Genomic DNA, 15,350 nt, shown 5'->3' on the forward strand with positions numbered 1-15,350 from the left:
GAAAAATGACTGATTACCTGCTGCTGTTTGTCGGAACTGTACTGGTCAATAACTTTGTACTGGTCAAGTTTCTGGGCCTCTGCCCGTTTATGGGCGTTTCCAAAAAACTGGAAACCGCAATGGGTATGGGCCTTGCCACGACGTTTGTCATGACACTGGCATCCATCTGCGCATGGCTGATTGATACCTGGATCCTAATCCCGCTCAATCTCATCTATCTGCGCACACTGGCTTTTATTCTGGTTATCGCCGTCGTCGTGCAGTTTACCGAAATGGTTGTGCGCAAAACCAGCCCTGCGCTGTACCGCCTGCTGGGGATCTTCCTACCGCTGATCACGACTAACTGCGCAGTGTTAGGTGTGGCGCTGCTGAACATCAACCTCGGCCATAACTTTTTACAGTCGGCGCTATACGGTTTTTCCGCCGCCGTCGGCTTCTCGCTGGTGATGGTACTGTTCGCCGCGATCCGCGAACGCCTCGCCGTGGCGGACGTCCCAGCGCCGTTTCGCGGGAATGCGATTGCGCTGATTACCGCTGGTTTAATGTCATTGGCCTTTATGGGCTTTAGTGGTTTGGTGAAGTTGTAATGAATGCTATCTGGATTGCCGTTGCCGCAGTGAGTGTACTGGGTCTGGCGTTCGGCGCTATTTTGGGGTACGCCTCACGACGTTTTGCCGTTGAAGATGATCCGGTCGTGGAGAAAATTGATGAAATTCTCCCGCAAAGCCAGTGTGGGCAGTGCGGCTATCCGGGCTGTCATCCTTACGCTGAAGCGATCGGCTCTCAGGGTGAAAAAATTAACCGTTGCGCCCCCGGTGGCGAAGCGGTGATGTTAAAAATTGCCGCCCTGCTGAACGTCGATCCGCAGCCTATTGATGGTGATGAACAAGACGTTACGCCGGTGCGTATGCTGGCGGTCATTGATGAAAATAACTGTATCGGGTGCACTAAGTGTATTCAGGCCTGCCCGGTCGATGCGATCGTGGGCGCGACCCGCGCCATGCACACGGTAATGAGCGATCTCTGCACTGGGTGCAACCTGTGTGTTGACCCGTGCCCGACGCAATGCATTGAATTACGCCCGGTAGCCGAGACACCCGATAGCTGGAAATGGGATTTAAACACCATCCCTGTGCGCATCATTCCCGTGGAACAACATGTTTAAGTTATTCTCTGCATTCAGAAAAAATAAAATCTGGGACTTTGATGGTGGCATTCATCCACCAGAAATGAAAACCCAGTCAAACGGAACACCGTTGCGACAGGTTCCGCTGGCACCGCGTTTTGTTATTCCGCTGAAACAACATATTGGTGCGGAGGGTGAACTGTGCGTAAACGTGGGTGACACCGTGCTGCGTGGTCAGGCATTAACCCGCGGGCGTGGCAAAATGCTTCCAGTCCATGCGCCAACATCAGGTACCGTGGTTGCCATTGCCCCGCACTCCACCGCACATCCTTCGGCACTGGCTGAGTTGAGCGTTATCATAGACGCCGATGGCGAAGACCGCTGGATTGAGCGAGACGGCTGGACCGATTACCGCTCCCACAACCGGGAAGAGCTCATTGCGCGTATTCATCAGTTCGGCGTCGCCGGGCTGGGTGGCGCAGGTTTTCCCACCGGCGTTAAACTGCAGGGCGGCGGAGATAAAATTGAAACGCTGATCATTAACGCCGCTGAATGCGAGCCGTATATTACAGCAGATGACCGCCTGATGCAGGACTGTGCGGCGCAGGTCGTCGAAGGGATCCGCATCCTGGCGCACATTCTTCAGCCACGCGAGATCCTCCTCGGCATAGAAGATAACAAACCGCAGGCAATATCTATGCTGCGCGCGGTGCTGGCTGATTCACACGACATCAGTTTGCGCGTGATCCCCACCAAGTACCCTTCCGGCGGGGCTAAACAGTTAACACAAATCCTGACTGGCAAGCAGGTTCCCCACGGTGGACGCTCCTCAGATATCGGCGTATTGATGCAAAACGTCGGAACCGCCTATGCAATTAAACGTGCAGTAATTGACGGTGAGCCGATCACCGAACGTGTCGTGACACTTACCGGTGAAGCCGTCAGCCGCCCGGGCAACGTCTGGGCGCGTTTGGGCACGCCGGTTCGTCATCTGCTCAACGACGCGGGCTTTTGCCCTTCCGCCGACCAGATGGTGATTATGGGCGGACCGCTGATGGGGTTTACGCTGCCATGGCTGGATGTCCCGGTGGTGAAGATTACCAACTGTCTTCTGGCCCCCTCTGCCAGTGAAATGGGTGAAACGCCGGAAGAGAAAGGCTGCATTCGCTGTAGCGCATGCGCCGATGCCTGTCCGGCGGATCTCCTGCCACAACAGCTTTATTGGTTCAGTAAAGGGCAACAGCACGACAAAGCAACGGCCCACAATATCGCCGACTGCATTGAATGCGGTGCCTGCGCCTGGGTATGCCCAAGCAATATTCCGTTGGTGCAGTATTTCCGCCAGGAAAAAGCCGAGATTTACGCCATTAGCCAGGAAGAAAAACGAGCCGCTGAAGCGAAAGCACGGTTTGAAGCCCGACAGGCGCGCCTTGAACGTGAAAAAGCAGCGCGTCTTGAACGCCATAAGAGCGCCGCTGCTCAACCGGCGGCCAAAGACCATGATGCCATTGCCGCCGCGCTGGCTCGCGTAAAAGAAAAACAGGCTCAGGCGCTGCAGCCGGTAGTAATTCAGGCAGGTGAAAAACCTGACAATAGCGCAGTGATTGCCGCACGCGAGGCGCGTAAGGCGCAAGCTCGTGCTTCCCGTAAGGAAAATTCGCCGCAAAGTGAAGGCAGCAGCACGGGTACAGATCCGCGTAAAGCTGCCGTCGAAGCGGCAATTGCTCGCGCCAAAGCCCGCAAGCTCGAACAGCAGGTGGTACCGGAAACAGCCGAGCCGGTTGATCCACGCAAAGCCGCCGTGGAAGCGGCCATCGCCCGCGCCAAAGCCCGCAAGCTCGAGCAGCAGGTGGTACCGGAAACAGCCGAACCGGTTGATCCGCGTAAAGCCGCCGTGGAAGCGGCCATCGCCCGCGCCAAGGCCCGCAAGCTCGAACAGCAGGCGGTACCGGAAACAGCCGAGCCGGTTGATCCACGCAAAGCCGCCGTCGCGGCCGCTATCGCACGCGCTCAGGCAAAGAAAGCCGCACAGCAGCAGGTTGTTAACGAGGAATAAATGGTATTCAGAATAGCAAGCTCCCCTTATACCCATAACCAGCGCCAGACATCACGTATCATGATGTTGGTGTTACTTGCGGCATTGCCGGGAATCGCCGCACAGCTGTGGTTCTTCGGCTGGGGTACGTTGTTCCAGATAATTCTGGCCGCCATCAGCGCTATCGCAGCCGAAGCGGGCGTGCTTAAACTGCGTAAACAACCCATTGTGCCGATTTTAAAAGACAACTCTGCGTTACTCACCGGGTTGCTGCTGGCCGTGAGTATTCCCCCGCTCGCCCCCTGGTGGATGGTGGTATTGGGCACGGTATTCGCGGTTATCATTGCGAAACAACTGTATGGCGGTCTCGGTCAGAACCCGTTTAATCCTGCCATGATTGGTTACGTCGTGCTGCTAATCTCATTTCCAGTACAGATGACCAGTTGGCTGCCGCCGCACGAAATTGCGGCTACAGTGCCTGGGTTCTTTGACGCGCTGAACGTTATCCTTAGCGGCCATACCGTCAGCGGCGGGGATATGAATACACTGCGTATGGGCATTGATGGTATCAGCCAGGCAACGCCTCTCGATACCTTTAAGACATCACTGCATGCCGGGCATACCGTTGAACAGGTGATGCAATACCCGATTTACAGCGGTGTGCTGGCAGGCGCGGGCTGGCAGTGGGTTAATCTTGCCTGGCTGGCGGGTGGTATCGTTCTGTTATGGCAGGGGGCGATTCGCTGGCATATCCCGGTTAGCTTCCTGCTGTCGCTCGCCGTTTGCGCCACTCTGGGATGGTTGTTCTCACCTGAGTCACTCGCGTCTCCTCAGTTACACCTGCTTTCCGGCGCAACCATGCTGGGTGCATTTTTTATTCTTACCGACCCCGTTACGGCCTCGACAACTAACCGCGGCCGCCTGATTTTTGGCGCACTTGCGGGGTTGTTAGTATGGTTGATTCGCAGTTTTGGCGGTTATCCTGACGGTGTAGCCTTTGCCGTATTACTGGCAAATATCACGGTTCCCCTGATTGATTATTACACCCGCCCTCGCGTGTACGGACATCGCTAAGGACTCCCAATGCTGAAAACGATTCGTAAACACGGTATTACGCTGGCACTGTTTGCTGCTGGTTCAACGGGATTAACCGCGGCAATCAATCAATTAACCAAGTCCACCATTGATGAACAGGCAGCGCTGCAGCAAAAAGCACTGTTCGATCAGGTGCTACCTGGCGATCGCTACAATAATAACTTGTCTGAGAGCTGTTATCTGGTCAATGCGCAGGCATTGGGCAAAGGTACTCACCGCGTGTATATTGCCCGCCAGGACGACCGTCCCGTTGCAGCAATTCTTGAAGCTACGGCGCCAGATGGGTATTCCGGGGCGATTCAACTGCTGGTCGGTGTCGATTTTACGGGTACCGTGTTGGGTACGCGGGTAACCGAGCATCATGAAACCCCGGGACTGGGCGATAAAATCGAACTGCGACTGTCCGACTGGATCACCCACTTTAGCGGCAAAACGATCGCTACGGGTAACGATGCCCACTGGGCTGTGAAAAAAGACGGCGGCGACTTTGACCAGTTTACTGGCGCAACCATTACGCCGCGGGCGGTAGTGAACGCAGTAAAACGCGCCGGTTTGTATGCGCAGACGCTACCCGCGCAGCTTCCTCAACTTAGCGCCTGTGGAGAATAAACCATGAGCGAAATTAAAGACGTTATTGTCCAGGGGTTATGGAAAAATAACTCCGCGCTTGTACAGCTACTCGGGATGTGTCCGCTGTTGGCCGTTACCTCTACCGCTACTAACGCGCTGGGGCTGGGGCTCGCGACGACGCTAGTTCTGACGCTGACCAACCTGACGATTTCGGCCCTTCGTCGCTGGACTCCGCCTGAAATCCGTATTCCAATTTATGTCATGATCATCGCCTCCGTGGTGAGTGCGGTGCAGATGCTGATCAATGCCTATGCCTTTGGCCTGTATCAGTCTCTGGGCATCTTTATCCCGCTGATTGTGACCAACTGTATTGTTGTTGGCCGCGCAGAAGCCTTCGCCGCCAAAAAAGGCCCTGCATTATCCGCACTCGATGGTTTTTCCATCGGTATGGGGGCGACCGGCGCCATGTTTGTTCTGGGCTCGCTGCGTGAAATAATTGGAAACGGTACACTGTTTGATGGCGCAGACGGTTTGTTGGGTAACTGGGCCAAAGTATTGCGCGTTGAGATCTTCCATACTGATACGCCGTTTCTGCTGGCCATGCTGCCACCAGGCGCGTTTATTGGTCTGGGCTTGATGCTGGCAGTTAAGTACCTGATTGATGAGAGAATGAAGAAACGTCGTGCCGAAGCGGCTGTCGCGGACAGTCCGGCTGGTGAAACAGGGAATGTCTCATGAACAAAGCAAAACGTCTGGAAATACTGACTCGCCTGCGGGATAACAACCCGCATCCGACAACCGAGCTTAATTTTACATCGCCGTTTGAACTGCTGATTTCGGTCTTGCTATCCGCTCAGGCCACCGATGTCAGCGTCAATAAAGCGACGGCTAAACTATACCCCGTCGCCAATACGCCTGCTGCGATGTTGGAGCTCGGAGTTGAAGGTGTTAAGTCCTACATCAAGACAATCGGTTTGTTTAACAGCAAAGCGGAAAACGTAATTAAAACCTGCCGCATTCTGCTGGAACAACATAATGGTGAAGTGCCTGAAGACCGTGCTGCGTTAGAAGCTCTCCCCGGCGTTGGGCGCAAGACGGCTAATGTGGTGTTAAATACCGCCTTTGGCTGGCCCACTATTGCCGTAGATACCCACATTTTCCGGGTATGTAACCGGACACAATTCGCCCCAGGTAAAAACGTCGAGCAGGTAGAAGAAAAGCTACTGAAAGTCGTACCCAGTGAATTTAAAGTCGATTGCCACCACTGGTTGATTCTTCATGGCCGCTACACCTGCATCGCCAGAAAGCCACGTTGTGGTTCCTGTATCATCGAAGATCTCTGCGAATTCAAAGAGAAAGTCGATATCTAATGCTGCTGGGGCATCCTCTTTGCCCCATACATACATAACGTTTAGTTATGCACTCCCCAATGTTTCTTTTCCCGACAATGATGCCATTCAATTGCTCAAATCTAATGCAATATTCTTGTTAATTAACACCTGAGCAGGTTAATCGTTTTTTTAGCAAAAGAAATTTCTATCTATACGTGATCCAGATCATCCAGCTAACACAATGTTAATAAGTTTTTATTTTTTAGTTAAGATGACAATTAGATGACCTAACTGCACAGTTTCTAAACAAAACATTACACTGCCTATTTTTCAGATAATGGCCTATATCACTGGATTCAACCTTAATTAGCAGAACATATCGCCACATTGCGGTTTTAGCGGTGATTAAACAGTGTAAAAATCTGCCATTTTACAAATGAAGAAATTTAACGCTAGATAACATTTCGCAGCCCCGACGATTTCACCAGTCATGATATATGTAACAGATTATTACAAACCACTTGTCTGAATGGTCAAGATAGTGAACATTACTTGCCGTTTCCCCTCCCACTATAACAATCGGACGGATGAACTTGACTCATCACGTACCTGAACACCCCCGTTGATATGGGATGTAAAAAAAGAGGTAAAAGTGTCTACTGCAAACAATAAACCAACAGAAAGCGTAAGTTTAAACGCCTTCAAACAACCAAAAGCGTTCTATCTCATTTTCTCTATTGAGCTGTGGGAACGTTTTGGTTATTACGGCCTGCAAGGGATTATGGCCGTCTACCTGGTTAAACAGCTGGGTATGTCAGAAGCGGATTCCATCACCCTTTTCTCGTCCTTTAGCGCCCTGGTGTACGGTCTGGTTGCCATTGGCGGCTGGTTAGGTGATAAAGTTCTGGGAACAAAACGTGTCATTATGCTGGGTGCCGTTGTCCTGGCCATCGGTTATGCGTTGGTAGCATGGTCCGGTCACGATGCGGGTATCGTTTATATGGGCATGGCGGCTATCGCGGTCGGTAACGGCCTGTTTAAAGCAAACCCATCCTCCCTGCTCTCTACCTGCTATGCCAAAGATGACCCGCGTCTTGATGGTGCATTTACCATGTACTACATGTCCGTCAACATCGGTTCATTCTTCTCTATGCTGGCAACGCCATGGTTAGCTGCGCGTTACGGCTGGAGCACTGCGTTCGCGCTGAGCGTCGTGGGTATGCTGATTACCGTTGTTAACTTCGCATTCTGTCAGCGCTGGGTTAAACAATACGGTTCTAAACCTGACTTTGAACCAATCAACTTCCGTAACCTGCTGCTGACTATCGTTGGCGTTGTGGTTCTGATCGCGATTGCGACCTGGCTGCTGCACAACCAGCAGATCGCACGTATGGTTCTGGGTGTAATTGCTATCGGTATCGTGTTTATCTTCGGTAAAGAAGCCTTCACCATGAAAGGCGCTGCACGTCGTAAAATGATCGTCGCCTTCATTCTGATGCTGGAAGCGATTATCTTCTTCGTGCTGTACAGCCAGATGCCGACCTCACTGAACTTCTTTGCGATTCGTAACGTTGAGCACTCTATTCTTGGCATTGCTTTCGAACCTGAACAGTACCAGGCGCTGAACCCGTTCTGGATCATCATTGGTAGCCCAATCCTCGCCGCTATCTATAACAAGATGGGCGATACCCTGCCGATGCCGACCAAGTTTGCGATTGGTATGGTGCTGTGTTCCGGTGCATTCCTGATCCTGCCGCTGGGCGCGAAATTCGCTACCGATGCGGGCATCGTTTCCGTTAACTGGCTGATTATCTGCTATGGCCTGCAAAGTATCGGTGAGCTGATGATCTCCGGTCTGGGTCTGGCAATGGTGGCACAGCTGGTTCCGCAACGCCTGATGGGCTTCATCATGGGTAGCTGGTTCCTGACCACTGCCGGTGCAAACATCATCGGTGGCTACGTCGCTAACATGATGGCTGTACCAGAGAACGTGACTGACCCGCTGATGTCCCTTGAAGTCTACGGTCGCGTGTTCCTGCAGATTGGTGTTGCGACGGCTGTTATCGCTGTTCTGATGCTGCTGACGGCTCCGAAACTGAACCGTATGACTCAGGATGACGAAGCCGATGAGAAAGCCGCTAAGGCCGCGACAGCGTAATTCTCAGGGAAACTCATTTTCAGGCCGCTAACTGTTGTTAGCGGCTTTTTTTTTGCATGAGGTAGCACTACCATACGATATACCTCAGCCAAAAGGAGTTACCGATGAAACTGTTCTACAAACCGGGCGCTTGTTCTCTTGCTTCCCACATCACACTTCGTGAGAGCGGTAAAGATTTCACGCTGGATGGTGTTGATCTGATGAAGAAACGTCTGGAAAATGGCGATGATTTTTTCGCGGTAAACCCAAAAGGGCAAGTTCCCGCACTGCTGCTGGATGATGGTACGCTACTTACCGAAGGTGTCGCCATCATGCAATACCTGGCGGACAGCGTGCCAGACCGTCAGCTCCTTGCCCCTACCAGCAGCCTCTCCCGTTACAAAACCATCGAATGGCTTAACTACATTGCGACAGAACTGCATAAAGGCTTTACGCCACTGTTCCGTCCCGATACGCCGGAAGACTTCAAGCCAACCGTTCGCGCGCTGCTGGAGAAAAAAATGCAGTATGTGAACGACTCGCTAAAAGATAACCAATGGATCTGCGGCCCGCGCTTCAGCATCGCCGATGCCTACCTGTTTACCGTACTGCGTTGGGCCTATGCGGTTAAGCTGAATATGGCAGGATTAAGCCATATTGACGCGTATATGGCGCGTATGGCTGAACGCCCGGCGGTTGCCGCGGCGCTTAAAGCAGAAGGGTTAAATTAATTGTTGTTGCCGGGTGGTGCTTGCGCTTGCCCGGCCTACAGCTAAAAATATGCCCGATAAGCGTGAACGCCATCGGGCATTGATTACAGCTGCGTTGCGCTGAAGTAGTGCTCAGGCTTCGCGATGCGATCCTGCGCGGCCACCACCTGCAGCTCATACTCGTGCATCTCTTTAGTGGCGATCATCACTTCGTACACTGCCGCAGTCACATGCTCAAGCGCCTGCTGTAAAGACGCGCCCTGCAACAGTTTCACCAGCAATAAGCCACTGGTAACATCACCCACACCAACCGGTTGACGTGCGCCAAAATCGACCAGCGGGCGACTGATATGCCACGCCTGTTCAGCGGTGACCAACAGCATCTCGAAACGGTCGGTGCTAATACCTGCGCGTGCCAGATGCTTCACCAGTACAATTTCGGGTCCCTGAGCGATCAGTTCACGCGCCGCCGCAACGGCCTCATCGACATTGTTCACCGCATGCTCGCACAGAATTTCGAGCTCAACCAAATTCGGGGCAATAATGTCACTAGCCGGAAGCGCATGACGTACATGAAATTCCGCCACACCCGGAGCTACGATACATCCCTTTTCAGGGTGTCCCATCACCGGATCGCAAAAGTATTTTGCCTGCGGGTTGGCCGCTTTTACTTTACGTACAATACCCAGAATATGCTCGCCCTGTTCAGCTGAGCCAAGATAGCCGCTCAGTACTGCGTCACAGGTCTGGAGTTTATCAATATCAGCAATGCCCTGGACAATTTCAGTCAGGTGGCTCGGCGGCATAACGCAACCGGTCCATTTGCCATACTGCGTGTGGTTTGAAAACTGGACGGTATTCAACGGCCAGACGTTTGCGCCAAGACGACGCATCGGAAATTCTGCTGCACTGTTGCCCGCATGGCCAAAAACAACGTGGGACTGGATGGCGAGGATATTCTTCATTTTACTTATCACAACCCTGAAAAAATAAAGGGGCGTAGTTTCCCACGCCCCTGCTAACTCAATCTTACTTCCAGCAAATCAGACAATAGTTCTTCTTGCCACGGCGCAGTAAGGTATAGCGCCCGAACAGGATATCACTCTCCTGGAAGAAATATTCCGGATCGGACTGCTTCTCACCGTTGATGGTCACCGCGTTAGACGCAATGGTCTTACGGGCCTGACCGCGAGAAGGTTGCAGCTCGGAGTCTACCAGCGCCTGCATCAAATCGGCACCTTTATCCATCTCGATCATCGGCACGCCATCCTGCGCCAGCTGTTCGAAATCTGCTTCACTCAAATCGCTGAGATTGCCATTGAACAAGCTTTCGGTAATGCGTTTTGCCGCGACCAGACCTTCTTCACCGTGAACCAGACGCGTAACCTGTTCGGCCAGAACATACTGGGCACGCGGCGCTTTACCGCTGTTTTTATCTTCTTCTTCCAGCGCATTGATCTCTTCAATATCCATGAAAGTGAAGAATTTCAGGAAGCGATAAACGTCCGCATCGGCGGTGTTGATCCAGAACTGGTAGAATTTGTACGGACTGGTTTTCTTCGGATCCAGCCACACTGCGCCGCCTTCCGTCTTACCGAATTTGGTGCCATCAGCTTTAGTAATCAGTGGTACGGTCAGACCAAACACCTGATTCTGGTGCAGACGACGGGTCAAATCGATACCCGAAGTAATGTTACCCCACTGGTCAGAACCACCAATCTGCAGTGCCACGCCGTGCAGCTTATTCAGGCAGGCAAAGTCATAACCCTGCAGCAGATTGTAAGAAAACTCAGTAAAGGAGATCCCCTGATCGTCACGGTTCAGACGCTGCTTAACCGCTTCTTTGTTGATCATCTGGTTAACGGAGAAGTGTTTGCCGATATCACGCAGGAAAGTCAGTACGTTCATACCGCCAAACCAGTCGTAGTTGTTCGCAGCAATCGCCGAGTTGTCGCCACAGTCGAAATCGAGGAACGGTGCAACCTGTTTGCGGATTTTATCCACCCACTCCTGCACAGTGTCTTCGGTATTCAGTTTACGCTCGGCGGCTTTAAAGCTCGGGTCACCAATCAGACCGGTTGCGCCACCTACCAGTGCGACAGGCTTATGGCCTGCCTGCTGGAAGCGTTTCAGGCATAACAATGGAACCAGATGCCCCAAATGCAAGCTGTCAGCGGTAGGATCGAAGCCGCAATAGAGCGCGATCGGGCCTTGCGCCAGTCGCTCTGCTAACGCTTCCTCGTCCGTCACCTGGGCCACCAGCCCCCGCTCTTGCAATTGTTTAATCAAGTTACTGCTTGCCATCAAAATCTCCATGTATAAAACGACTGCACCTTTGCCGGTACACGACTTTTCGCCTGATGCGAAAGAAACATAGAATAAAGCGCCGGATTGATCAGCACCAGCGCTTAAAACAAGAAATTTGCATCTTTAGGGGGCCAGGCGATCAATTTTCCACGCGTTATCTTCGCGTTGGTATAAAAAACGATCGTGTAAGCGGTTTTCACCACCTTGCCAGAACTCCATTTGCTCAATACTCACGCGAAAGCCGCCCCAGAAACTGGGCAGCGGAACTTCTCCTTGCTGAAACTTCTGCTTCAACTCGAGAAATTTACTTTCAAGAATACCACGAGCTGAGATCCGGCTGGATTGCTTAGAGACCCAGGCGCCAATCTGGCTATCGCGTGGGCGACTGTGGAAGTATTTCACTACTTCTAACGTGGAGAGACGCTCAGCCTTGCCGATCACCATCACCTGCCGTTCCAGCGTATGCCAGGGAAATAAAAGGCTGATGCGTGGATTTTTCTCGATCTGATGCGCCTTACGGCTGCCAAGGTTGGTATAGAACACCAGCCCTTTGTCATCATAATGTTTGAGTAACACGATACGCTGATACGGCTGGCCATTTTCATCGACGGTCGCAACGACCATCGCGGTGGGATCGGCCAGTTTGGCGTCACAGGCTTGCCCCAGCCAGCGCTCAAACAGCGCAAGGGGTTCGGCGGGAAGATCGCGGCGGCGAAGACCGCCTTTCGTGTATTCACGGCGCAGATGCGCGATTTGCTGCAATTCGTCGTTATCAGACATGATGTTGGGCTACGGATTGTCAGTGGGTGACGCTATTGTGCGCCGCCCAGGTGAAAATCTCAACGCTTCGGGTTCTGTAACTGACAGTTATTTAGCACAATTCTGTCTCGTTTATAGACCGTTGCCTCGTCGCCTTTAGACCAGAAAACGTAGATCCCATCGGTATAGCGCGCACCTGATGCCGACACGCCCTGTTTGAGGTTCAATAGCTGATTATCATAAACAAAGCTTGCCGTCTGGCGGGTATTGTTCAGCTTGACGGTAAGCGGTTTTTCGTCGCAGCGGTATTCGAGCGTATCCGTTTGCATACGCTCAACAAATTGGTTGTATACGCTACACCCGCTAAGCAGTACCGGCAGACACACTAACAATAGTTTTTTCATAGCCATATCCTGAAGACTTTCCTGGTCCCGGAGGGTAATGGAACCCTCCCTAATATCCCTAGTTTACCGGCATACAGTGCTGAATAATTTCAGTTAACTCTGAGTTCGTGGATTAGCAGGATAAATAGCCCCTAAAACGCTCGGCTCTGATGCGCCAGTCACGGAAGGCAGATTTCCAGGTAATCCGGCCAGTGTCCGCCACGCCAGCCAGGCAAAGGCTAACGCTTCCATATCATCGCCGCTGATCCCGGCTTCATCAGTTGAGGTGACCTCTGTTCCCGGCAATAGTGCCGCCAGACGCATCATCAGCAGCGGATTACGGCTTCCTCCACCGCAGACCATGAGCCGTTCACAACCGCCGCTTAGCAAGACCTGCTCTGAAATGGTCACCGCGGTCAGTTCGGCAAGCGTCGCCTGCACATCCCGCGGACTAATCCCCGGGAACTGCACCAGATGACGTTCTATCCAGCCATAATTGAAATACTCACGACCAGTACTTTTCGGCGCAGGCGCGGAGAAATAAGGGTCGTTAAGCATATTTTGCAGTAACGGCAGGATAACCATTCCCGAAATGGCCCACTGTGCATCTTTGTCGTAAGGTTGACCGCATTGCCGCCAGATCCAGGCATCCATCAGCATATTGCCCGGCCCGGTGTCGTATCCGCGAACGGGTTGTTGCGGAATAAGCAGAGACAGATTGGCAATCCCGCCGATGTTTAACACCATCCGCCGTTCCGTTGGATGTGCCAGCAGTGCCTGATGAAACGCGGGAACGAGCGGTGCACCCTGCCCGCCAAGGGCGATATCACGTCGACGAAAATCGCCGACTACGGTTATCCCTGTACGCGCAACAATCTGGTTGTTATCGCCAATTTGCAGCGTGTGTGGCGCAGCACCGTTCGGTTCATGCCACACGGTTTGCCCGTGGCAACCAATCGCAACGATATCCTGCGGTTTCAATTTTTCTTGCGCCAATAACGCATTCACTGCCTCAGCAAATAAATAACCGAGCTGTGCGTCCAACTGACCAAACTGAGAAAGTGTAAGCTGCTGCCCCTGGCAGATATCCAGAATCGCTTGTTTAACATGAATGGGGATGGGCCAGGTCAGACTCGCCTGCTGCGCAACCATCGTTTCATCTATTGTCGCCAGCACAACATCTACGCCATCAAGGCTGGTTCCAGACATTACACCGATAAAACGGCCCGATTTCATAGGTCATCCTTTTAAGCAAATTAGCCTTGACACTCAACCATAAAGTGTCGACTAATGCCATGCTTCCTTAATGATTTTTGGTGGCTAATCATTACAATGATCGTTTAATTACATCAATTACATGAATGATTCGTTTATACTCGGTTGATCCGATTTCGGTTAAGATTTTCATATTGTTCCAGTAGAACATGTGATCTTAGGCTCACAAATGCCATATAATTTAACCATGAAGGGTGCTTTATTAGCGTTTCGTGGTGACAAAGGAGATTTGTAAATGATTAAACGTGTGCTGATTGTTTCATTAATGGGCGTATCTTTAGCGGGTTGCGTTAACAATGATAGCCTTTCAGGTGACGTGTATACCGCATCCGAAGCGAAACAAGTTCAGAACGTTACCTACGGTACGATTGTTCATGTTCGTCCGGTGCAAATCCAGGGTGGCGATGACGCAAACGTGATTGGTGCTATTGGTGGTGCGGTACTCGGCGGGTTCCTCGGTAACACCGTCGGCGGCGGTACGGGTCGTTCATTAGCGACGGCTGCAGGCGCAGTTGCCGGTGGCGTAGCGGGTCAAGGCGTACAAGGTGCGATGAATAAAACCCAGGGTGTGGAACTGGAAATCCGTAAGGATGATGGTAATACCATCATGGTGGTTCAGAAACAGGGTGCGACCAAGTTTTCAGCCGGCCAGCGCGTTGTTATGGCTAACAACGGCAGCCAGGTTACCGTGTCTCCACGCTAATCTAATTCACGTGTGGTCAGACCCTGGCCACACGTCATTTTTTTGCTTCAGCCCTGTGACTGCAGCTCAATAATATTGTGTTCCAGCCTGGCGACCAGTTTAATCAGCAGATCAATTTCCTCAGCTGAAATCCCTTCCAAAATTTCTCCACGCGTCTTGTTGATAACCGCTTCCATATCAGCGATCAGCGGCTCTGCTTTTTCTGTCAGTTTAATTCTCTTTGCCCGACGATCGCTGGCGCAAGTCTGTCGTGAAATGAGTCCCTTTTCCTCTAACTGGTCAAGCGTACGTACCAACGAAGGCTGCTCGATGCCAATCGCTTTAGCCAACTGAATCTGCGATTGATCCGGCGGCAACTGATGAATGTTGTGCAGCGTAACCCAATGCGTCTGCGTCAACTCCAGAGGTTTCAGGCGATGGTCAATCAGAGCACGCCAAATGCGCACCAACCGTGCCAGATCAGAACCTAATGGCGATTCCAATTTCATCTCCTTATAATTAGCTTGCTAAGTTATTGTGCTGATTTTAGAATAGTGTGCAGCATTTGTATTCCCAAAACAAATGTATTGCCAAATTTGCTTACCGGCTGACATTTTTTCAGACATTATGCGTTACGGAGACTCATTGTCTCTTTTTTGCTAAACCTATAGCAATGCTCTCTTCCGCCAAGGATTTTGCCCGTGAAGTTTATGTTTAATGCAACAGGATTGCCCCTACAAGATTTAATGATCGGCGCATCTGTCTACTTCCCTCCTGTTTTCAAGGCGATTGTAGCAGGATTTATTCTCTGGCTGGTTGTTCATCGCCTACTGCGCGACTGGATTTACTCTGGCGAAATCTGGCATCCCTTGTTAATGGATCTGTCACTCTTTACGCTTTGCGTATGTCTGGCCTTTGTTATGCTGATAGCGTGGTGATT

The 15,350-nt window shown here is 51.9% G+C and carries 17 protein-coding genes; 11 read left to right on the forward strand and 6 right to left on the reverse strand.

From position 1 onward, the window contains the following. Positions 1–5: 5 nt before the first annotated feature. The 9 genes from rsxA to gstA all read left to right on the forward strand — a co-directional run bounded on the left by rsxA (position 6) and on the right by gstA (position 9,025). The gene (gene rsxA, locus OGV74_RS11810) at positions 6–587 is read left to right on the forward strand and encodes an electron transport complex subunit RsxA (protein WP_003029144.1); all 582 of its coding nucleotides are present in this window, start codon (positions 6–8) and stop codon (positions 585–587) included. Then, positions 587–1,165 carry an electron transport complex subunit RsxB gene (gene rsxB, locus OGV74_RS11815; RefSeq protein ID WP_003029148.1) on the forward strand — a complete coding sequence of 193 codons (579 nt, stop codon included), beginning with the start codon at positions 587–589 and terminating at the stop codon, positions 1,163–1,165. Before rsxA ends, rsxB begins: the two co-directional genes overlap by 1 nt. Next, positions 1,158–3,182 carry an electron transport complex subunit RsxC gene (rsxC, locus tag OGV74_RS11820; RefSeq protein WP_032949228.1) on the forward strand — a complete coding sequence of 675 codons (2,025 nt, stop codon included), beginning with the start codon at positions 1,158–1,160 and terminating at the stop codon, positions 3,180–3,182. The genes rsxB and rsxC overlap by 8 nt, the downstream gene beginning before the upstream one ends. Continuing rightward, positions 3,183–4,235: an electron transport complex subunit RsxD gene (gene rsxD, locus OGV74_RS11825; protein ID WP_003836424.1), complete on the forward strand. Its 1,053-nt coding sequence runs from the start codon at positions 3,183–3,185 to the stop codon at positions 4,233–4,235. Positions 4,236–4,244: 9 nt separating this feature from the next. Beyond that, on the forward strand, positions 4,245–4,865 hold the full coding sequence (rsxG, locus tag OGV74_RS11830; RefSeq protein ID WP_003029155.1) for an electron transport complex subunit RsxG: 621 nt from the start codon (positions 4,245–4,247) through the stop codon (positions 4,863–4,865). A gap of 3 nt (positions 4,866–4,868) precedes the next feature. Further along, the gene (locus OGV74_RS11835) at positions 4,869–5,564 is read left to right on the forward strand and encodes an electron transport complex subunit E (RefSeq protein WP_003029158.1); all 696 of its coding nucleotides are present in this window, start codon (positions 4,869–4,871) and stop codon (positions 5,562–5,564) included. Beyond that, positions 5,561–6,196: an endonuclease III gene (nth, locus tag OGV74_RS11840; RefSeq protein WP_003029161.1), complete on the forward strand. Its 636-nt coding sequence runs from the start codon at positions 5,561–5,563 to the stop codon at positions 6,194–6,196. Before OGV74_RS11835 ends, nth begins: the two co-directional genes overlap by 4 nt. Positions 6,197–6,809: 613 nt before the next feature. Further along, on the forward strand, positions 6,810–8,315 hold the full coding sequence (gene dtpA, locus OGV74_RS11845) for a dipeptide/tripeptide permease DtpA (RefSeq protein ID WP_003029162.1): 1,506 nt from the start codon (positions 6,810–6,812) through the stop codon (positions 8,313–8,315). Positions 8,316–8,419: 104 nt separating this feature from the next. Then, positions 8,420–9,025 (forward strand): glutathione transferase GstA, encoded by a 606-nt coding sequence (gstA, locus tag OGV74_RS11850; protein WP_003029164.1) that lies wholly within the window; start codon positions 8,420–8,422, stop codon positions 9,023–9,025. 83 nt (positions 9,026–9,108) lie between these two features. On the opposite strand, the gene pdxY is transcribed toward gstA, so the two are convergent. The 5 genes from pdxY to anmK form a co-directional block, all read right to left on the reverse strand. Then, on the reverse strand, positions 9,109–9,969 hold the full coding sequence (gene pdxY / locus OGV74_RS11855; protein WP_003843540.1) for a pyridoxal kinase PdxY: 861 nt from the start codon (positions 9,967–9,969) through the stop codon (positions 9,109–9,111). A 64-nt stretch (positions 9,970–10,033) separates the two neighbouring features. Further along, positions 10,034–11,308 carry a tyrosine--tRNA ligase gene (gene tyrS, locus OGV74_RS11860; RefSeq protein ID WP_003029168.1) on the reverse strand — a complete coding sequence of 425 codons (1,275 nt, stop codon included), beginning with the start codon at positions 11,306–11,308 and terminating at the stop codon, positions 10,034–10,036. Between the two features lie 126 nt (positions 11,309–11,434). Continuing rightward, positions 11,435–12,091, reverse strand: coding sequence for a pyridoxamine 5'-phosphate oxidase (gene pdxH / locus OGV74_RS11865; RefSeq protein WP_003029169.1), 657 nt, complete (start codon positions 12,089–12,091; stop codon positions 11,435–11,437). A 59-nt stretch (positions 12,092–12,150) separates the two neighbouring features. Then, entirely contained in the window at positions 12,151–12,480 is a 330-nt protein-coding gene (gene mliC, locus OGV74_RS11870; RefSeq protein ID WP_003029170.1) for a C-type lysozyme inhibitor, read from the reverse strand. An 87-nt stretch (positions 12,481–12,567) separates the two neighbouring features. Continuing rightward, positions 12,568–13,689, reverse strand: a complete 1,122-nt coding sequence (anmK, locus tag OGV74_RS11875) for an anhydro-N-acetylmuramic acid kinase (protein ID WP_003029171.1) — start codon at positions 13,687–13,689, stop codon at positions 12,568–12,570. 274 nt (positions 13,690–13,963) lie between these two features. Between anmK and slyB the strand changes: the two genes are divergently transcribed. Next, complete coding sequence (gene slyB / locus OGV74_RS11880; RefSeq protein WP_003029175.1) at positions 13,964–14,431, forward strand: outer membrane lipoprotein SlyB; 468 nt, start codon at positions 13,964–13,966, stop codon at positions 14,429–14,431. 47 nt (positions 14,432–14,478) lie between these two features. Here slyB and slyA read toward each other — a convergent pair whose 3' ends face one another. Then, entirely contained in the window at positions 14,479–14,919 is a 441-nt protein-coding gene (gene slyA / locus OGV74_RS11885) for a transcriptional regulator SlyA (RefSeq protein ID WP_019076732.1), read from the reverse strand. Between the two features lie 192 nt (positions 14,920–15,111). Between slyA and OGV74_RS11890 the strand changes: the two genes are divergently transcribed. Beyond that, on the forward strand, positions 15,112–15,348 hold the full coding sequence (locus OGV74_RS11890; RefSeq protein ID WP_003029180.1) for a DUF1656 domain-containing protein: 237 nt from the start codon (positions 15,112–15,114) through the stop codon (positions 15,346–15,348). Positions 15,349–15,350: the final 2 nt, after the last annotated feature.

Origin of the sequence: Citrobacter sp. Cf116 (assembly GCF_030336505.1) — a bacterium.
GTDB lineage: Bacteria > Pseudomonadota > Gammaproteobacteria > Enterobacterales > Enterobacteriaceae > Citrobacter > Citrobacter freundii.

Bases quoted from the DNA above. Each gene is read 5' to 3' on its own strand.
- rsxC (WP_032949228.1), top strand. From the start codon at position 1,158: ATGTTTAAGTTATTCTCTGCATTCAGAAAAAATAAAATCTGGGACTTT.
- gstA (WP_003029164.1), top strand. From the start codon at position 8,420: ATGAAACTGTTCTACAAACCGGGCGCTTGTTCTCTTGCTTCCCACATC.
- rsxA (WP_003029144.1), top strand. From the start codon at position 6: ATGACTGATTACCTGCTGCTGTTTGTCGGAACTGTACTGGTCAATAAC.
- rsxB (WP_003029148.1), top strand. From the start codon at position 587: ATGAATGCTATCTGGATTGCCGTTGCCGCAGTGAGTGTACTGGGTCTG.
- pdxY (WP_003843540.1), bottom strand. From the start codon at position 9,969: ATGAAGAATATCCTCGCCATCCAGTCCCACGTTGTTTTTGGCCATGCG.
- mliC (WP_003029170.1), bottom strand. From the start codon at position 12,480: ATGGCTATGAAAAAACTATTGTTAGTGTGTCTGCCGGTACTGCTTAGC.
- OGV74_RS11835 (WP_003029158.1), top strand. From the start codon at position 4,869: ATGAGCGAAATTAAAGACGTTATTGTCCAGGGGTTATGGAAAAATAAC.
- rsxG (WP_003029155.1), top strand. From the start codon at position 4,245: ATGCTGAAAACGATTCGTAAACACGGTATTACGCTGGCACTGTTTGCT.
- slyA (WP_019076732.1), bottom strand. From the start codon at position 14,919: ATGAAATTGGAATCGCCATTAGGTTCTGATCTGGCACGGTTGGTGCGC.
- pdxH (WP_003029169.1), bottom strand. From the start codon at position 12,091: ATGTCTGATAACGACGAATTGCAGCAAATCGCGCATCTGCGCCGTGAA.
- slyB (WP_003029175.1), top strand. From the start codon at position 13,964: ATGATTAAACGTGTGCTGATTGTTTCATTAATGGGCGTATCTTTAGCG.
- tyrS (WP_003029168.1), bottom strand. From the start codon at position 11,308: ATGGCAAGCAGTAACTTGATTAAACAATTGCAAGAGCGGGGGCTGGTG.
- anmK (WP_003029171.1), bottom strand. From the start codon at position 13,689: ATGAAATCGGGCCGTTTTATCGGTGTAATGTCTGGAACCAGCCTTGAT.
- nth (WP_003029161.1), top strand. From the start codon at position 5,561: ATGAACAAAGCAAAACGTCTGGAAATACTGACTCGCCTGCGGGATAAC.
- rsxD (WP_003836424.1), top strand. From the start codon at position 3,183: ATGGTATTCAGAATAGCAAGCTCCCCTTATACCCATAACCAGCGCCAG.